This window comes from Amycolatopsis sp. FBCC-B4732, from assembly GCF_023008405.1.
Taxonomy (GTDB): Bacteria; Actinomycetota; Actinomycetes; order Mycobacteriales; family Pseudonocardiaceae; genus Amycolatopsis; species Amycolatopsis pretoriensis_A.
Genome location: NZ_CP095376.1, coordinates 6,724,888 through 6,740,487 on the forward strand (window position 1 = coordinate 6,724,888; position 15,600 = coordinate 6,740,487).

Annotated in this window: 11 protein-coding genes; 3 read left to right on the forward strand and 8 right to left on the reverse strand. The window is 71.6% G+C overall.

Annotated features, from left to right (window positions below; genetic code table 11):
- Positions 1-13: 13 nt before the first annotated feature.
- The 7 genes from MUY14_RS29460 to MUY14_RS29490 form a co-directional block, all read right to left on the reverse strand.
- Positions 14-3,145: a TIM-barrel domain-containing protein gene (locus MUY14_RS29460; protein WP_247014010.1), complete on the reverse strand. Its 3,132-nt coding sequence runs from the start codon at positions 3,143-3,145 to the stop codon at positions 14-16.
- Positions 3,146-3,490: 345 nt separating this feature from the next.
- Complete coding sequence (locus MUY14_RS29465; protein WP_086855800.1) at positions 3,491-4,276, reverse strand: DeoR/GlpR family DNA-binding transcription regulator; 786 nt, start codon at positions 4,274-4,276, stop codon at positions 3,491-3,493.
- A gap of 79 nt (positions 4,277-4,355) precedes the next feature.
- Complete coding sequence (locus tag MUY14_RS29470; protein ID WP_247014012.1) at positions 4,356-6,212, reverse strand: DUF5107 domain-containing protein; 1,857 nt, start codon at positions 6,210-6,212, stop codon at positions 4,356-4,358.
- Positions 6,209-7,255, reverse strand: coding sequence for an ABC transporter ATP-binding protein (locus MUY14_RS29475; RefSeq protein ID WP_247014014.1), 1,047 nt, complete (start codon positions 7,253-7,255; stop codon positions 6,209-6,211). The genes MUY14_RS29470 and MUY14_RS29475 overlap by 4 nt, the downstream gene beginning before the upstream one ends.
- Before the next feature lie 6 nt (positions 7,256-7,261).
- A complete protein-coding gene (locus MUY14_RS29480) occupies positions 7,262-8,167 on the reverse strand; it encodes a carbohydrate ABC transporter permease (protein WP_247014016.1) in 906 nt (301 codons plus the stop codon).
- Positions 8,148-9,104 carry a carbohydrate ABC transporter permease gene (locus tag MUY14_RS29485; protein WP_247014018.1) on the reverse strand — a complete coding sequence of 319 codons (957 nt, stop codon included), beginning with the start codon at positions 9,102-9,104 and terminating at the stop codon, positions 8,148-8,150. Before MUY14_RS29485 ends, MUY14_RS29480 begins: the two co-directional genes overlap by 20 nt.
- Positions 9,104-10,498: an ABC transporter substrate-binding protein gene (locus tag MUY14_RS29490; RefSeq protein WP_315863233.1), complete on the reverse strand. Its 1,395-nt coding sequence runs from the start codon at positions 10,496-10,498 to the stop codon at positions 9,104-9,106. Before MUY14_RS29490 ends, MUY14_RS29485 begins: the two co-directional genes overlap by 1 nt.
- Before the next feature lie 274 nt (positions 10,499-10,772).
- Here MUY14_RS29490 and MUY14_RS29495 point away from each other — a divergent pair, with 274 nt between their 5' ends.
- From MUY14_RS29495 to MUY14_RS29505, 3 genes are read left to right on the forward strand one after another with little or no spacing between them, the layout of a single operon-like run.
- A complete protein-coding gene (locus tag MUY14_RS29495; RefSeq protein WP_247014022.1) occupies positions 10,773-11,654 on the forward strand; it encodes an SIS domain-containing protein in 882 nt (293 codons plus the stop codon).
- Entirely contained in the window at positions 11,651-12,553 is a 903-nt protein-coding gene (locus tag MUY14_RS29500) for a 1-phosphofructokinase family hexose kinase (protein WP_247014024.1), read from the forward strand. The genes MUY14_RS29495 and MUY14_RS29500 overlap by 4 nt, the downstream gene beginning before the upstream one ends.
- Positions 12,553-13,404, forward strand: coding sequence for a class II fructose-bisphosphate aldolase (locus MUY14_RS29505; RefSeq protein ID WP_247014026.1), 852 nt, complete (start codon positions 12,553-12,555; stop codon positions 13,402-13,404). Before MUY14_RS29500 ends, MUY14_RS29505 begins: the two co-directional genes overlap by 1 nt.
- A 1-nt stretch (position 13,405) precedes the next feature.
- Here the strand turns inward: MUY14_RS29505 and MUY14_RS29510 are convergent, their stop codons facing one another.
- Positions 13,406-15,583, reverse strand: coding sequence for an RICIN domain-containing protein (locus MUY14_RS29510; protein WP_247014027.1), 2,178 nt, complete (start codon positions 15,581-15,583; stop codon positions 13,406-13,408).
- Between the last annotated feature and the right edge of the window lie 17 nt (positions 15,584-15,600).

Below are 15,600 nucleotides of genomic sequence, written 5' to 3' on the forward strand. Positions count from 1 at the left end.
CACGACCCCTGGGTCAGGCGATGCCGGTCGCGAACACGTGCAGGGCCGGGTTCGACGGCAGCGTCACCGCCACCACCTCCTTGCCCGCGGTCAGCGGGACGGAGTTCGCGAACACCCGGTACGGCGTCGTCGGGTAGGCCGGGCCGGTGCGGGTGTTCTTGCCCAGGACCGTCGCCACCGTCGTCGCGCCGTACTGGGCCGGGTCGGTGCAGCACCAGTTCGGGACGCCGACGTCGGCCTGGCTCGTGGTGCCGTCCGCGTACTGGACGAACACCGTGCCCTTCGCCGTTCCCGTGCCGGTGCCCGCGAGCACCAGCTTGGCCCCGGTGCCGCGCACGGCGATGGTCTGGCCGGCCGCCACGGCGTTGTCCGGCTGGCCGGTGCCGGTGGCCGCGGCCGGCCAGGTCAGCGTGGCGCCGTTCGCCGTGAACGCCGCTCCCGGTTTCAGGCCCGCTTCCGCCAGGCCCTCCGCGCGGAAGCTGCTGCCGCCGCCGTCGAGGTCGCCCGCCGTCGCGTGCGCCGCGTCCGTGACGCCGACGTTCCCGTAGGCCGCGGCCAACGACGCGAACGGGACGGTGACGGTCACCGAGTCGACGGCCTCGTGCGCACCCAGCCTGGCCTGGTACGACGCGGTCGCCGTGACCTGGTAGTCCGCCGGCTTCAGACCGGCGTCCGGAGTCAGCTTGACCGGGACCCGCACTGTCTGCCCGGGCAGGACGAGCTTCGGCGCGGCGGGGACGTCGGCGCGGAAGCCGTTGCCCTGCAAGGACAGCCGCACGTCCCGGACCGGCAGCGGGGTGCCGTTGGTGAACCCGAGCGTCCCGGTCACGGCCTGGCCCGGCGCGGCCACCGGCGGCACCGCCAGCGTCACCGAGGCGTTGTCGTCCGCGGGGAAGAAGCCGCCGACCGCGCTGGTGCCGGACAGCCGGACGTCCTGGCGCTCGCCCGCGCCGAGCTGCCCGGTCTTGACGCGCACGACACCCTTGCCCGCCGGGTCGTACCACCAGCCGGACGGCGCCTGGTCGAGGTCGGCCCTGCTCCCGTACTGCCGCAGCACCGAAGCACCCGCCTGGACGACGGCGGGCTTCGATCCCGTGTGGACGGTCAGCAGGTAGTTCCGCACGGCCGGCTTGCAGGGGTAGGTGCCGGTGCTCGCGCCGATCCCGACGCTCACCGTGCCCGGGCCGGACTTCGGCGCGTCGACGGTGAACGTCTGCTTCGCCTGCTCACCGCGCTGGTAACCGCGGGTCACGCCGTCGTCCTCGGCGAGCGTGAAGCTCCCCTGGCCCTGCGGGTAGACGTCGAGGTCGAGCTCGCCCTTGTCGCGGGTCTGCCACGACTTCGTGCCCTCGGCCCACATCGGGACGACGGCCCCGGCGCGGACGAACAGCGGCAGCGTGTCGAGCGGGGCGTCGTAATCGTCCACTGTGGTGGGTCCGGTGTAGGTCTTGCCGCTCCAGTAGTCCACCCAGGTGCCCTTCGGCAGGTAGATGCCATTGCGCACGCTGGCCTTCTCGTACACCGGCGCGACGAGGAAGTCCGTGCCGGACAGGAACTCGTACTTCGCCTTGTCCGTCCAGACGTTCGGGTCGTCGGGGTATTCGAGGGCCAGCGGCCGGACCTGGCCGACGCCGGTCCGGTGCGCCTGCGCGGAATAGCTGTAGGTGTAGGGCAGCAGCCTTTCCTTCAGCAGCAGGTACTTGCGGTTGATCGAGGTGTAGGGCTCGCCCTGGCGCCACGGCTGCTTGTCCGACGACGCCCAGCCGTCCATCGTCATCGCCGCCGGCAGGAAGGTCTTCCACTGCAGGTCGCGGACGTAGGTCTGCGGGCTGCCGCCGAAGATGCCGTCGATGTCGCCGGTGTTGTAGGCGATGCCGGACGTCGTCGCGCCCGCGTACGTCGGGATCTGCCACTTGATGTAGTCGTAGGAGCCGGCCTGGTCGCCGCTCCACAGCACGCCGCAGCGCTGCGCGCCGGCCCAGCTCACCGGCTGCCAGACGAACCCGCGCGCGTCGCTGTTGTCCTCGATGCCCTTGTGCGCGGTGTCGCAGGCGTCGAGCGCGAACTGGTAGCCCGGGCCGACCCAGGCGACGTCCAGCTTGCGCACCCGCACGCCGGCCTTGACCTCTTCGGCCTGGTTGGGCACGCCGTTTTCGGTCCAGAGGCCCAGCTGCATGGTGTTCTTGCGCAGGCCCTCGCCGGTCTGCTGCAGGTTTTCGTAGCCGCAGCCGTAACCGTCGTTGACCAGCATCCAGCCGTTCGGCATGCCGTTCTGCGTGTAGCCGTCGGCGATCTTGACGGCGTCGAGCGTGTGCCGCTCGCCGCGGTTCGCGTTGTGCAGGTAGCAGTCGGAGTCGCCGGTTTCGAGCCCGTAGATCGGCGGCAGGAACGGCTTCCCGACGAGGTCGGTGTACCCGGAGACGACGTCCTTGAGCCCGGCGCCGACGACGTAGGTGGCGTCGAAGCGCCGCTCGTCGTGCGTGGTCTTGACCGGGGACGTGAAGGAGTAGCTGCCGGGGGCGAAGGTGTTGCGCAGCACGCCGTAGCCCGCGGTCGAGGCGTAGAACGGCTGCGAGTTGGGCGCGCCGCCGTCGTTCCAGTTGTCGTCGGCGAAGATCTTGATGGTCTGGTCGCGGTGGCTGAACCGGCCGTTCTGCTCACCACCGCCGACGAACTGCTCGGCCGCGGTCCGCGCAAGGGTCTGCGTGGTCGTGGTGCCGGTCCAGGACAGCGGCGCGGACTCGGCCCACCGCTGCGTGCGGTCGGCGCCGTCGTAGAGGGCGAACTTCAGCGGGTGCTTGTAGGCCCGCAGGGTCGCCTTGGGCGTCGAAATGGCCCAGTAGGCGCCCTTGTCGACGCGCCGGGGTGTCGCGGGGGCCGTGGTCTTCGGCAGGACGATCTTGTCGCCCGCCGGGTCGGTGAACGTCCCGTCGGGCGCGAGCCAGACCCGGACGGCGCTCTCGGCCGGGAAGCTCACGCGCACCGCCGCGGCTCCCGACTTCAGCGTGACCACCGGGCCGTCGGCGGAGATGCCGGTCAGGTCGCCGAGGCTGCCCGACGGCGAGTCCGCGTACGCCGCGCTGGGCGCCAGCCCGAGGGCGACGATCGCGGCGAGACAGGGTAGCGATTGCGCAAGTCTGCTCATTAACGACACCTTTCGCGCACTAACACGCATGATGTGCTCTGTATAGCGCACGCTTCGCGCAGTGTCACCCGCCGAAAGGTGCACAAGCTGAAAGGCCGTCCCCGGCGTCGATGCAGGACGGGGGAAGGTCGAGCCCGGCGGGTCCACCTGGTCGGCAACGACTTCCGGCGCCAGGCCGATCCGGGGACTCGCACCGTCATGAACGAGTCGTTCACCTCGTCAGATGCGGTGAAAGGGTCGTTCATGACGACCGGCCCGGGGTGAAGTGCTCGCAGCTCGGCTCAGGACCAGGCAGTCCGGCGGTGCACCCCTGCCCGAGCCCCGGCCGCCGGCGAGAAGCCGGGCTCAGACGGCTTGGACCGCCACCCCGGCGGCTTCGAACGCGCGCAGGGCGTCCGGGTCGGCGTCGGTGTCCGTCACCAGCGCGTGCACCTGCGTCGTCTCGCAGATGCGCGCGAAGGCCCGGCGGCCCAGCTTCGAGCCGTCCGCCACCGCGACCACGCGCTCGGCGCGCTCGACCATCAGGCGGTTGATGCTGGCCTCGCCCTCGTGGTGGGCGAACGCGCCCGCGTCCGGGTCGAACGCGTCGACGCCGAGGAACAGCAGGTCGATCGTCAGCTCGCTCAAGACCCGGGTGGCCAGCGGGCCGCTCAGCTCGAACGACTGCGGCCGCGCGACGCCGCCGGTGACGACGATCTTGACGTTCGGGCGCACCGCGAGCTCGTGCGCGATGTTCAGCGCGTTCGTGACCACCGTCAGGCCCGGTGCGTCGCCGCGGCCGGAGAGGTCCGGGCGGATCGCCAGTGCCCGCGCCACCCCGGCGGTCGTGGTGCCGCCGTTCAGGCCGACCACCATGCCCTTCGCGGCGAACGCGGCCGCCGCGGTGCTGATCCGCTGCTTCTCCGGCACGTGCCGCGCGGTCTTGTAGCGCAGCGGCAGGTCGTAGGCGAGGTCGTTGGCGACCGCGCCGCCGCGCGTGCGCGTGAGCAGCTGCTGTTCGGCGAGGTGGTCGAGGTCGCGGCGGATCGTGGCGGCGGAGACGTCGAGCTCCGCGGCCACGTCCTCGACGTCGATCTTTTCCCGCTGCCCCAGCATGTCCAGCAGGGTGCTCAAGCGTTCGTGCCGGGCCATCGCGGTACTCCCTAGTTCACTCTCGGCGAGCAGTATGCTGCATCGCCGCTTTCCGCCGCGCCCCGGCACGCCGCCACCGCTACTTCATCCGGAAGTCGTATGCCGACGGCAGCGGATCCGCGGAGAGCGCTTCCCAGGTGTCCGAAAGGGACAACTCGCCTTCCCGGATGTTCGGGATTTCGAAGCCCGCGTCGAACACGGCCTTCGCGCCCGCGCGATCCCCGGCGGCGAGCCGGGTGTGCGCCGTCAGCAACGCGAGCCTGCCTTCGGGTCGCCCGGGCAGCAGGGAAACCGGGGCGTGCCCGGCCGCCAGCTGCGCCGACAACGCCTCGGCCAGCAGCGGCCGCACGTCCGGTGCCAGCGCCAGGGCACGCCGGAACAACCGGGCCGATTCCTCGGGATCGGTGGCGGCGACGGCGAGGTTGCGCAACGCCCAGGCGTTCTCCGCGGCTGCCACCGACGCACGCCACGCCTCCTGGGCCGCTTCCCGGTCGCCGGCCGCCCAGCGGGCCACGCCGCGGTGGTACCACGTCAGCCAGGTGTCCGTCGTGTACTCCAGCAGCTCGGCCCAGTACCGGTTGACCAGCGTCGACGGCGGCGGGACGCGCGGATCGCCCTGCGGCGTCTCGCCGTCCAGGAGGTCCAGCCACGGCCGCTGCTCCGGCCCCAGCGTGTCCTTCGGGAACGGCGTACCGGGCAGGCAGGCCACCATGCGGAGGGTTTCCAGCGCGCCCCAGCCCGAGCCGGTGGCCAGCGGTTCGCCGGGCTCGGCGTCCGCGATCGCCCGCCACGCGCGGTGGCGCGCCTCGAGCACGGCCACCGGCGGCAGCCTCGCGGCGACGGCGTCCGTGGCGGCACGCCAGTTTTCGCCGTGCACCGCGGCCGGGTCCGCCGACACGGGCCCGTACGCCTCCAGCCAGTCCCAGGCCTCGCCCGGTGGCAGACGCAGGTGTTCCAGCTGCGTGCGGGCCAGTCCCGCCTGGATCTCCAGGTAGCCCGTCCCCGCGCCCGGCGCGAGCCACTCCTGCCAGTGCCGCCCGCCCGCGGATTCGCCCCACCGGAACAGTTTCCGGCCGCGCAGCCGCGCCGTGGACGCCTGGCCGAGGCCGGCGCCGGTCTCGTCGACCGCCGCGATCCACGGGCGATCCGAAGCCACCTCGAAGAAGTAGTCCGCGGCCGTGCCGCCCCGCGCCGGGTACGTCAGCTCGCCGGGGACGCCGACGAGGTCGAGCCGGCCCGAATAGCCGTAGTGCCAGGCCTGGTCCGCGGGCACCAGCACCCGCGTCGACGGCGTCTGCGGCACGGCGGTGTTGGACCACCAGTAGACCGGCACGTCGTGGGAGTGCGGGTTGCGGATCCGCACGCCGACGAGTAGCTGCTCCGAGTCGTCGGGCAGCCAGAAGTCCAGCTGGTACGGCAGGTCCCGGGTGCGCTCCCACTCCCACAGCCGCAGCACGGGCGTGCCGTCCGGGCCCTCGACCGCGGCCGCGAACATCGGCGCGCACGTCAGCGTCGTGTGCCCGGTGCTGCCGAGGTTCCACTCGACGCCGCCGGCGAACCACGCGTCCCGCAGCGCGAGGTTCGCGGGCTGGAACACCGGGTTTCGGTACAGCAGCTCGCGCCCGGACGGCTTGTGCACCAGCGACCAAAGCCGCCCGCCCAGTGACGGCAGGACCGTCGCGCGCAGGTGGTCGTTCTCCAGCACCAGCGCGGGCAGTTCGCGGACGGAGCGTTCGCGCGAGTAGCCGTCCTGCAGCCGGCACGGCAGCACGGTGCCGAGCCGCCCGTACGCCAGCCCGGCGGCCAGGTCGGCGGGCAGCTCGTCCACATTGGACACCGAGGCCACGGCTTCCGGCGGCACCAGCGGCGGCAGGGGGTTCTCCGGCCCCAGCTCGGCCGCGGGCAGCGTGAGCGACGTCCGGCGCAGCTCGGTCATGCGTCCGGCAGCCTTTCCCCGGTGGCCGCGTCGAACAGGTGGACCGCGTCCGGCTTCGGCGCCAGCGTGATCGGCTCGCCGCGCCGCCACGGCGCCATGCCCGGCGTCCGCACGGTCAGCACCCGCTCCCCCGCCCGGCAGTACAGGTACTGGTCGCTGCCCAGTTCTTCGACGACCTCGACGACCGCCTCGTAGCCGCCCTCGCCGAGAGTCCAGCCCTCGGGCCGGACCCCGACCACGAGCCCGGGGCCGGTGAGCGCCGAGCGCTGCGCCGGGGTCAGCGGCACGGTCGCCTCGTCCACCGAGGTCTCCAGCAGGTTCATCGACGGCGAGCCGATGAACCCGGCCACGAACACGTTGGCCGGCCGTGAGAAGAGGCCGATCGGGGTGTCGCACTGCTGCAGCACGCCGTCGCGCAGGACCGCCACCCGGTCGCCCATGGTCATCGCTTCGACCTGGTCGTGCGTGACGTACAGCGTGGTGATGCCCAGCCGCCGTTGCAGCGACGCGATCTGCGTGCGCGTCTGCACCCGCAGCTTGGCGTCCAGGTTGGACAGTGGCTCGTCCATCAGGAAGACGCTCGGCTCGCGCACGATCGCACGGCCCATCGCGACGCGCTGGCGCTGCCCGCCGGACAGCTTGGCCGGCTTGCGGTCCAGGTACTCGGTCAGGTCGAGCAGCGCCGCGGCTTCGGTCACCCGCCGCTCGCGCTCGGCCTTCGGCAGCTTCGCCAGCTTGAGGTGGAAGCCGATGTTCTCGCCGACCGACATGTGCGGGTAGAGCGCGTAGTTCTGGAACACCATCGCGATGTCCCGGTCCTTCGGCGCCAGCTCGGTGACGTCCCGGTCACCGATGTGGATGGAGCCTTCGTCGACGCCCTCCAGCCCGGCCAGCATCCGCAGCGTCGTCGACTTGCCGCAGCCCGAAGGGCCGACCAGCACGAGGAATTCGCCGTCGGCGACGTCGAGGTCGAAGCCGTCGACGGCCGGGCGGTCCACTCCGGCGTAGAACCGGGTCGTGTCCCGGAAACTGACGGTGGCCATCTGCTCCTACTTTCCGGCGCCGAGGGTCAGGCCGGTGATGATCCGGCGGGCGAGCACGAGGTACAGCACGAGCATCGGGAGCACGACGATCGCCACGCCGGCGATCAGGCCGCCGTACTCCGACTGGTAGCTCGCCGCGCCGTAGAAGGTGAACAGCGCGCGCGACAGCGTGAAGTGCGCCTGGTCCTTGAGGAACACGATGGCCAGCAGCGTCTCGTTCCACAGGCCGATCGCGTTGAGCGTCAACGCCGTGATCAGGCCGCCGCGCGCGAGCGGCAGCATGACCGAGAAGAACGTCCGGGCCGGCGAGGCGCCGTCCAGCGAGGCCGCTTCCTCGAGTTCGTCCGGCAGCGAGCGGAAGAAGCCGGTCAGCAGGAACACCGTGAACGGGATCGACAAAGCGACGTACAGCAGAAAGAGCCCGTACTCGTTGTCCAGGTGGATCCGGCTCAGCACCACGAACAGCGGGATGATCACGGTCTGGAACGGCACGCCCATGCCGATCGCGACGACGTTGGTCATCGGCCCGGAACCGCGCACACCGAGCCGGGTCAGCGCGTACGCGCAGGGCGCGGAGACCGCGACGGTCGCGACCGTCGCGAGGCCGACCAGGACCACCGTCGTCACCACGGCGTCGCCGAAGCCCGCGTTGGTCCAGGCGTAGATGAAGTTCCGGAACGGCTTGCCGACGTGGAACCACTGGTACGGCAGCGCGAACGGCTTGGTGAAGATCTCCACCGGCGTCTTGAACGCGGCCGTGAGCAGCCAGTACAGCACCAGGACGTTGCCCGCGGTGAACGCCCAGACGAACACCGAACCCAGCAGCCGCAACGGGCTGAACCGGCGCGAGCCCGGGGCCGGCTTCGGTTTGCGCGGCGCCCGCCGCACGACGTCAGAACTGGATCGCGTCACGGCGCATCACCCGCCTCAGCAGCACGACCAGGATCGACACCAGCGCGATCATCGCCACCGCGCAGGCGCAGGCGGCGCCGAAGTCCGGCGTGCCGTTCGAGCCGAAGGTCCGGTCGAACACGTAGATGCCGAGCGTCCACGCCTGGTTCGGCGGGGCGTACGTCCCCGGCCCGGCCAGCACGAACACCAGCTCGAAGATCTTCAGCGCGTTGATCGTCCACAGCACCCCGGCGACGCCGACGACGTCCCACGTCATCGGCAGCGTGATGTTGCGGAACTTCTGCCACGGCGACGCGCCGCCGAGTTCCGCGTCCTCGTAGAGGTACGGCGGGATCCGGTCGACCGCGGCCATCAGGATGGTGATGTAGAAGCCGGAACTGGCCCAGATCAGCGACGCCGTCACCACGCCGGTCACGTTGGCCGGGGCCAGGAACTTGGCCGCGTCCGCGCCGACGTGCTCCAGGACGTAGTTCGCCAGCCCCTGCTTGCCGGGCTGGTACTTGAACACGAACCCGAGGAACATGCCGAGCGCCACCGGCGCGACGATGTTCGGGAAGAACAGGACGGCACGCACGACCTTGCCGCCGCGCATGTCCCGCAGCACCATGGTGAACAGGAACGCGAGCGCGAACGTGCCGACGCCGCCGGCGAAGACGTACACCAGCGTGTTGCGGAACGCGTACTGGAACGAGTCGCTCGCCCACATCTGCGTGTAGTTGGTGACGCCGTTGGGCTTCGGCGTGTCCCCCGCGCCCGCCCAGCTCGTGAAGGACAGCACCACCGTCCCGAGCGTCGGCAGCACCAGGAAAGCCAGGTACAGCACCAGCGCGGGCGCGGCGAACGGCCAGAACAGCCGTTTCTTGCGGCGCAGGTGCGCGCCGCCGGCGGCACGGGCCCCCTGAGCCCGTGCCGCCGTCGTCGTGGTGAGCGTGGCCATCAGCCCTGGTTCTTCCAGAAGCCGGCACCCTTGGCGGCGAGCTGGTCCACGAACTGCTGCGGGGTCAGCTCGCCCTTGAGCAGCGCGGTGTCGGCCGGGTCGAAGACGTCGGTCTGCCACTTGCCGCCGGCGATCCCGTCGATCCCGTCGTACTGCAGGACGTGCTCCTTCTTCGGGTCGTCCAGCGCGGCCTTGACCTGCTTGAGGTCGTCCGGCACGGCGAGGTCGGCGCGCGGCACGAGGTTGTCGGCCACCGCCGGGATGCCGGACAGGATGTCCTTGTTGAGGAAGTAGGCGATGAACGCCTTGGCGGCCTCGGCGTGCTTGGCCTTCTTGGTCACGGCGAAGCCGATCGACATCTGTTCGACGGTGTCGTGCGTGGCGCCGGCCGGCATCGGGAACTGGAAGGAGCCGTAGTTGATCTTCGTCCCGGCTCCCTGCTTGTCCAGGTACTCCCGGGTCTCGCTCGGCGCCCAGGTACCGACGTAGAGGTAGCGCGAGTCGCCGTCGGCCCAGCGCTGCTGCACCTGCGGGAACTTCGCCGCGTCCCAGCCGTCGATGAAGTACTTGGGCAGCTTCGCGGTTTCGGTGGCGGCCTTGAGGAAGCCCGGCTCGGTCTTCCACGCCTGGCCGGTCTTGTCGGTGGCGGCCTTGTTCAGCCCGCCCGCGCCGACGTACCGCTCGGCGAGCTGGGTGAAGAAGTACATGTTGTAGAACGGGATGTCGCCGTCCTGGCTGATCGCCGCCTTGCCGTCGGCCTTCGCCTTATCGAACAGCGCGACCAGGTCGTCCATCGTCTTCGGCTGCTGGACGTCACCGGCGGAGTCCTTGTTGAACCACCAGGCGCTGGACTGCACGGTGTAGGGGACCATGAAGTTCTGGCCGGTCTTGTCCTTGTTCTGCGGGAAGTCGTAGGAGCTCTTCGACAGCACGCCCCGGACCGTCTTGTCGCCCTCGCCGACCTTCATCGCGAAGACGTCGTCGAGGCCCTGCGTGCCGCCCGGGGTCATGATGGCCGCGCCGACCTTGCTGACGTCCTGGTCGAACAGGTCCGGGACCGCGTCGGTGTTCAGCGCGGGCACCAGGTTCTGCGTGTAGGCCTTGCGCCCGAGCCACTGGACGTTCACCTTGACGCCGGTCTTCTCCTGGAAGCACTTGAACGCCTTCTGCAGCACCTTCCCCTGCGGCTCGTCGGCGGTCCACATGGCCCAGTAGGTGAACTCCTTGTCCGTGGCCGGCTTGACCGCGGCCTCCGGACAGGGCGCGTTCAGGTACTGGTCGACCCCGGGCAGGGCGTTCTCGCCGGTCCCGCCGCCGGTGTCCGCACCCCCGCCGCACCCGGCCAGCAGGAGGGACACCCCCGCCGTCAACGCCATGAGCTTGCTCCGCCGCATTATCGCCACCGCCCACATCGATGAGGAACACGCCTTCTGCGCGTTGCTGCGCAGTTTTAACACCTTTCGAGCACTTGTCAACACCGAGTCGCCGCCGCCGCGCATCAACCAAACTCCGAGGTGCTCGGGTGATCAGGCACGTAACCACACCTCGGGACATGCTCGCACCTCGACGCATTCACTGCGTGTAAGTGATCGATTGACACGTTGACGTTGCACAAACTTGCATCTACCGTGACGGGTGTTGCGCACAACCGGCACGGATGGGGAGTTCATGAGCGGGACCTTCATGGCTGCGGAGATCGCCAGCCAGCCCGGCTGCTGGCGGGAAGCGGGTGCGCTGGCCGCGGCGAACGACGGCCGGCTGCCCCCGGCGGGCGCCCGGGTGGCGATCGTCGGCTGCGGGACCTCGTGGTTCGTCGGCCAGGCCTACGCCGTCCTGCGGGAAGCCGCCGGGCTCGGCGAGACCGACGCGTTCGCCGCGTCCGAGTTCCCGGTCGGCCGCGCCTACGACCACGTGCTCGCGCTGACCCGCTCGGGCACCACGACCGAGGTGCACACGCTGCTCGCGAAGCTGCGCGGCCGGACGAAGACCACGGTGATCACCGGCGTGCCGGGCGAGGTCGCCGGCACCGCCGACGCCGTCGTCGACCTGTCTTCGGTGGACGAACGCTCGGTCGTGCAGACCCGGTTCGCCACCACCGCGCTGGCGATGCTGCGGGCGCACCTCGGCGAGGACCTGACCGACGTCGTCGCGCAGGCCGAGCGGGTGCTGGCCGAGCCGCTGCCGGACGAGCTGACCGGCGCGGGGCAGTTCAGCTTCCTCGGCACCGGCTGGTCGATCGGCATCGCGAACGAGGCCGCCCTCAAGTTCCGCGAGGCGTGCCTGCTGTGGACGGAGTCGTACCCGGCGTGGGACTACCGGCACGGCCCGATCAGCATCAGCGAGCCGGGCCGGGTGACCTGGATGTTCGGCGCCGCGCCGGACGGGCTCGCCGACGACGTCCGCCAGGCCGGCGGCACGTTCGTCGAAAGCGGGCTCGACCCGCTCGCCGACCTCGTCCGGGCCCAGCTCGTGGCCGGGGCGATCGCCCGCCGGAAAGGCCTCGACCCGGACAACCCGCGCAGCCTGACGCGGTCCGTCGTCCTCACATGATCGTCACCGTGACGCCGAACGCCGCGCTCGACGTCACCTACACGGTGGACGGACTGGTGCCGGACGCCGTGCACCGGGCGCGCGACGTCCGGCACCGCGCGGGTGGCAAGGGCGTCAACGTCGCCCGGGTGCTGCACGCGCTCGGCGTCGACGTGCACGCGATCGCCACCGCGGGCGGGGCCACCGGCTCCGAGCTGGCGGCGGAGCTCGGCGCGGCCGGGCTGGCCGCGGAGCTGGTCCCGATCGGCGGCGAAACCCGCCGGACGACCACCGTGCTGTCCGCTGTGGACGGTTCGGTCACGCTCTTCAACGAACCGGGCCCGGCGGTGACGGCGCCAGAGTGGGCGCTGCTCGCCGAGCGCGTCCGCCGTCGTGAACCCGAGGTGCTGGTCTGTTCCGGCAGCCTGCCGCCCGGAGCACCCCCCGACGGCTACGCGCGGCTGATCGCCGGCCGCCAGTCCGTTTTGGACACTTCCGGGCCCGCCCTGCTGGCGGGGCTGGCCGGGCGGCCCGCCGTCGTCAAGCCGAACGCCGAAGAACTGCGCGAGGTCACCGGGCTCGACGACCTCGAGCAGGCGGCGCGCGAGCTGATGCGGGCCGGAGCGGGCGCCGTCGTCGTCTCCCTCGGCGCCGACGGGCTCCTCGCCGTCACGCCCGCGGGTACCTGGCGCGCGACGCCGTCCGGCGCGCTCACCGGCAACACCACCGGCGCGGGGGACGCGGTCGTCGCGGCCCTCGCACTCGGGTTGAGCCGGCGTGAGCCGTGGCCGGAGATCCTGCGGCGGGCCGTCGCGCTGTCCGGCGCGGCGGTGCTCGGGCCGCTCGCCGGCGACGTCGACCTCGCGCACTACCACCGTGAGCTGGCCGCCGTGCGCGTCCGGCCGGAACAGGAGTCCTGATGCCGCTGGTGCGCACCGGCGAGATCGTCGCGGCGGCCGCGGCCGCCCGGCGGGGCTGCGGCGCGTTCAACGCGATCCAGCTCGAACACCTCACCGCGATCACCGAAGGCGCGGCGCTGGCCGGCGCGCCGGTGATCGTGCAGCTCAGCCAGAACGCCGTGCGCTACCACGGCGCGCTGGCGCCGATCGGCGGCGCCGCGCTGGCCACGGCCCGGGTGGCCGAGGCGCGCGTGGCCGTGCACCTCGACCACGCCGAATCCCGCGACCTCGTGCGGGAAGCCGTCGGGCTCGGGTTCGGCTCGGTCATGTTCGACGCGTCCAAACTGGACTACGCCGACAACGTGCGCGAGACGCGGGAAGTCGTCGCGTTCTGCCACGACCACGGCGTCTGGGTGGAAGCGGAGCTCGGCGAAGTCGGCGGCAAGGACGGCGTGCACGCCCCGGGCGCGCGCACCGACCCGGACGAGGCGGCGGAGTTCGCCGCGGCGACCGGCGTCGACGCGCTGGCGGTCGCGGTCGGCAGCTCCCACGCGATGCTCACCCGCGATGCCGCGCTGGACTTCGACCTCATCGCCCGGCTGCGTTCGCGCGTGCCGGTCCCGCTGGTCCTGCACGGCTCGTCCGGCGTGTCCGACGACGGCCTGGCCGAGGCGGTCCGGGCGGGGATGACGAAGGTCAACATCGCGACCCAGCTCAACAAGGTCTTCACCGCGGCCGCCGCGGGCGACTGGCGCACGCACCCCGAGCGGGTGGACCCGCGCCGCTACCTGGGCGCGGGCCGCGACGCGGTGACGGCCGAGGTCCGCCGCCTCCTCGGCGTCCTCGGCTCGTCATCGCTTCGCCGGACCTGACTCAGCCGAGGGTCCAGTGCTGGCGGTCCGCGGCGGCCTGCTGGGTGACCGCGGCACCGTCCGAAGTGGACGCCGTGGTCAGCAGCAGGCCACTGTGGACGGACGCGAACGCGTAGGTCCCGTCGGCCTGCCGGGTCGCCTTCCAGTGCTGGTTGGCCCCGCCCGTGCAGGTCCACTGGATGATCGCCGCGCCGGCCGTGGTGGCGCCGCCGTCGACGTCCGCGCACAGGCCGGACTCGGCGTTGCGCAGTTCGTAGGAGCCGTCCGGCTGCGCGGTGAACGTCCAGCTCTGGTTGGCACCGCCGTTCGCGGTCCACGTGACCAGGTGCGTGCCCTTGGCGGTGCTGTGGCTCGGCACGTCGAGCGCCTTGCCGCCCACCGCGAGCGTGTGCGTGCCGGTCAGGACGGGCGCGGTGCCCACCGCCGTGATGGCCAGCGTCTGCTGGGCCGCGGTGCGCCCGCCGCCGACCGGGCTGCCCGTGGTGTCCGTCCAGTGGCGGACCGGCGTGGTCTCGGCCGGCCGGGCCGCGGACATGCCCAGCACCAGGCCGCTGTAGCGGTTGACCAGCCGGTACGTCCCCGACGCACCGGGGATGACGAACCACTGCTGTCCCACCCCGGAAGCGGACGTCACCGTCGGCGCGGTCCCCCACGCCCGCGTGGCCGACGACGTGGCGGCGACGCCGAGCAGGCCGCCGCTCCCGGCGTTGGTGATGCGGTAGGCACCGTCGCCGGTGCCGGTGAACGACCACGCCTGGGCGGCCGAACCGTCACCGGACGCGACCGACGTCGTCGCGGAACCGCTCTGGGCGAGCACCCGGCCGTCACCGGTGGCGATGCGGTAGGTCTTGGCCGGGTCGAACGGGACCGCCGCCCGGGCCGGGTTGTCGATCGAGACGTTGACGTACTCGCCGGAAGCGCCGCCGGAGCAGCCGAAGGAGCAGTACGCGCGGAAGTTCTTGCCCACGACGGCCGAGCCGGTCTTGTTCACGCCGTCGACGAACCACCGGTACCACGACGCGGTGTGGTAGCCGCCGGTGCCGCCGATCGGGTACCACTTCTGCGTGGCCAGGTCGTCGGTGGCGTAGTACTGCTGCGGCGCGTTCCCGCTCTGGTCGACGGCCTGCGGCTCGCCGATGTACAGGCCGAGGTAGGCGTTGTAGGTGATGTCCATGACGAACAACGGCGAGGTCGCGGGCATCTTGCCGGCCGCGATCTGCTGGTCCGCGGTGCCGGTGTTCGCGGGGCTGTACTCCTTCGCCGCCGGGGTGTACCCGGTGGCGCTGTCCGGGCCGACCGGCACCTGGTTGCTTTCCTTGCCGCCGACACCGGGCTCGGTCCAGGCCCCGCCGTACCACTTGCGCCACGACCCCGGCGCCATCTTGGCCGAGATCGGCGCCCGCGCGGCGTGCGCGTAGAAGGCCTTCCAGCCGCCGTTCTTGTCCACGACGCGCGAGCCGTAGAAGACGTAGAAGTAGCCGGACGCGGTGTCGACGTAGAGCCGCTGGTCGCCGTCGCCGTAGTAGTAGGTCTGGTTCGGGAAGGCGGCGGCGTCCCCGCGCTTCGTGCTGTACGGCGAAGTCAGGACGTGCGCCTCGATCCGCCAGGTCTTGCCCTGGTCGGTGGAGACCGCGTAGTCGACGGCGTCGTAGTGCAGGCCGTCACCGAAGGGCTGGGGCGTGAACTCGTTGTGCACCAGGCCGTACCAGTCGCCGGTGTCCGGGTCGACCCAGGTGCCGACGAGGTCGCAGAAGTTCTTCTGCGAGTAGCTCGACCCGGACGGCGGGTTCGTCGACTCCACCCCGGTCGGGCTGGTGTTGCAGCGTTTCGTGGTGTCGTTGTTGCGATCGGCCGGATCCGCGGGGTTCACGGCGTCGCTGACGGCGTTCCTGGTGAAGCTGTCGAAGTCGCGCCCGCTGTAGAACTCCCACTCGCGGGGTTGCGTCGCGCCGTAGAGGGCCGCGGACTGCTGGAAGTAGAAGGTGCCGTCCTTGTCGAGGTACGGACTGGCGGGCGAGTCGGTCGGCGTCGACCACGAGCCCGTCGACTGGACCGAGACGGTGTACCCGCTGGTGGGCGGAGCGGCTTCGGCGGGCGCGGCCGTGCTGACCAGCACGGCGGCAGCGACCGCGACGGCGGCGCGTCTGCGGCGCGAGCCTGGTGACGAGGCAGGGTGCATGGGAACTCCTCGATCTC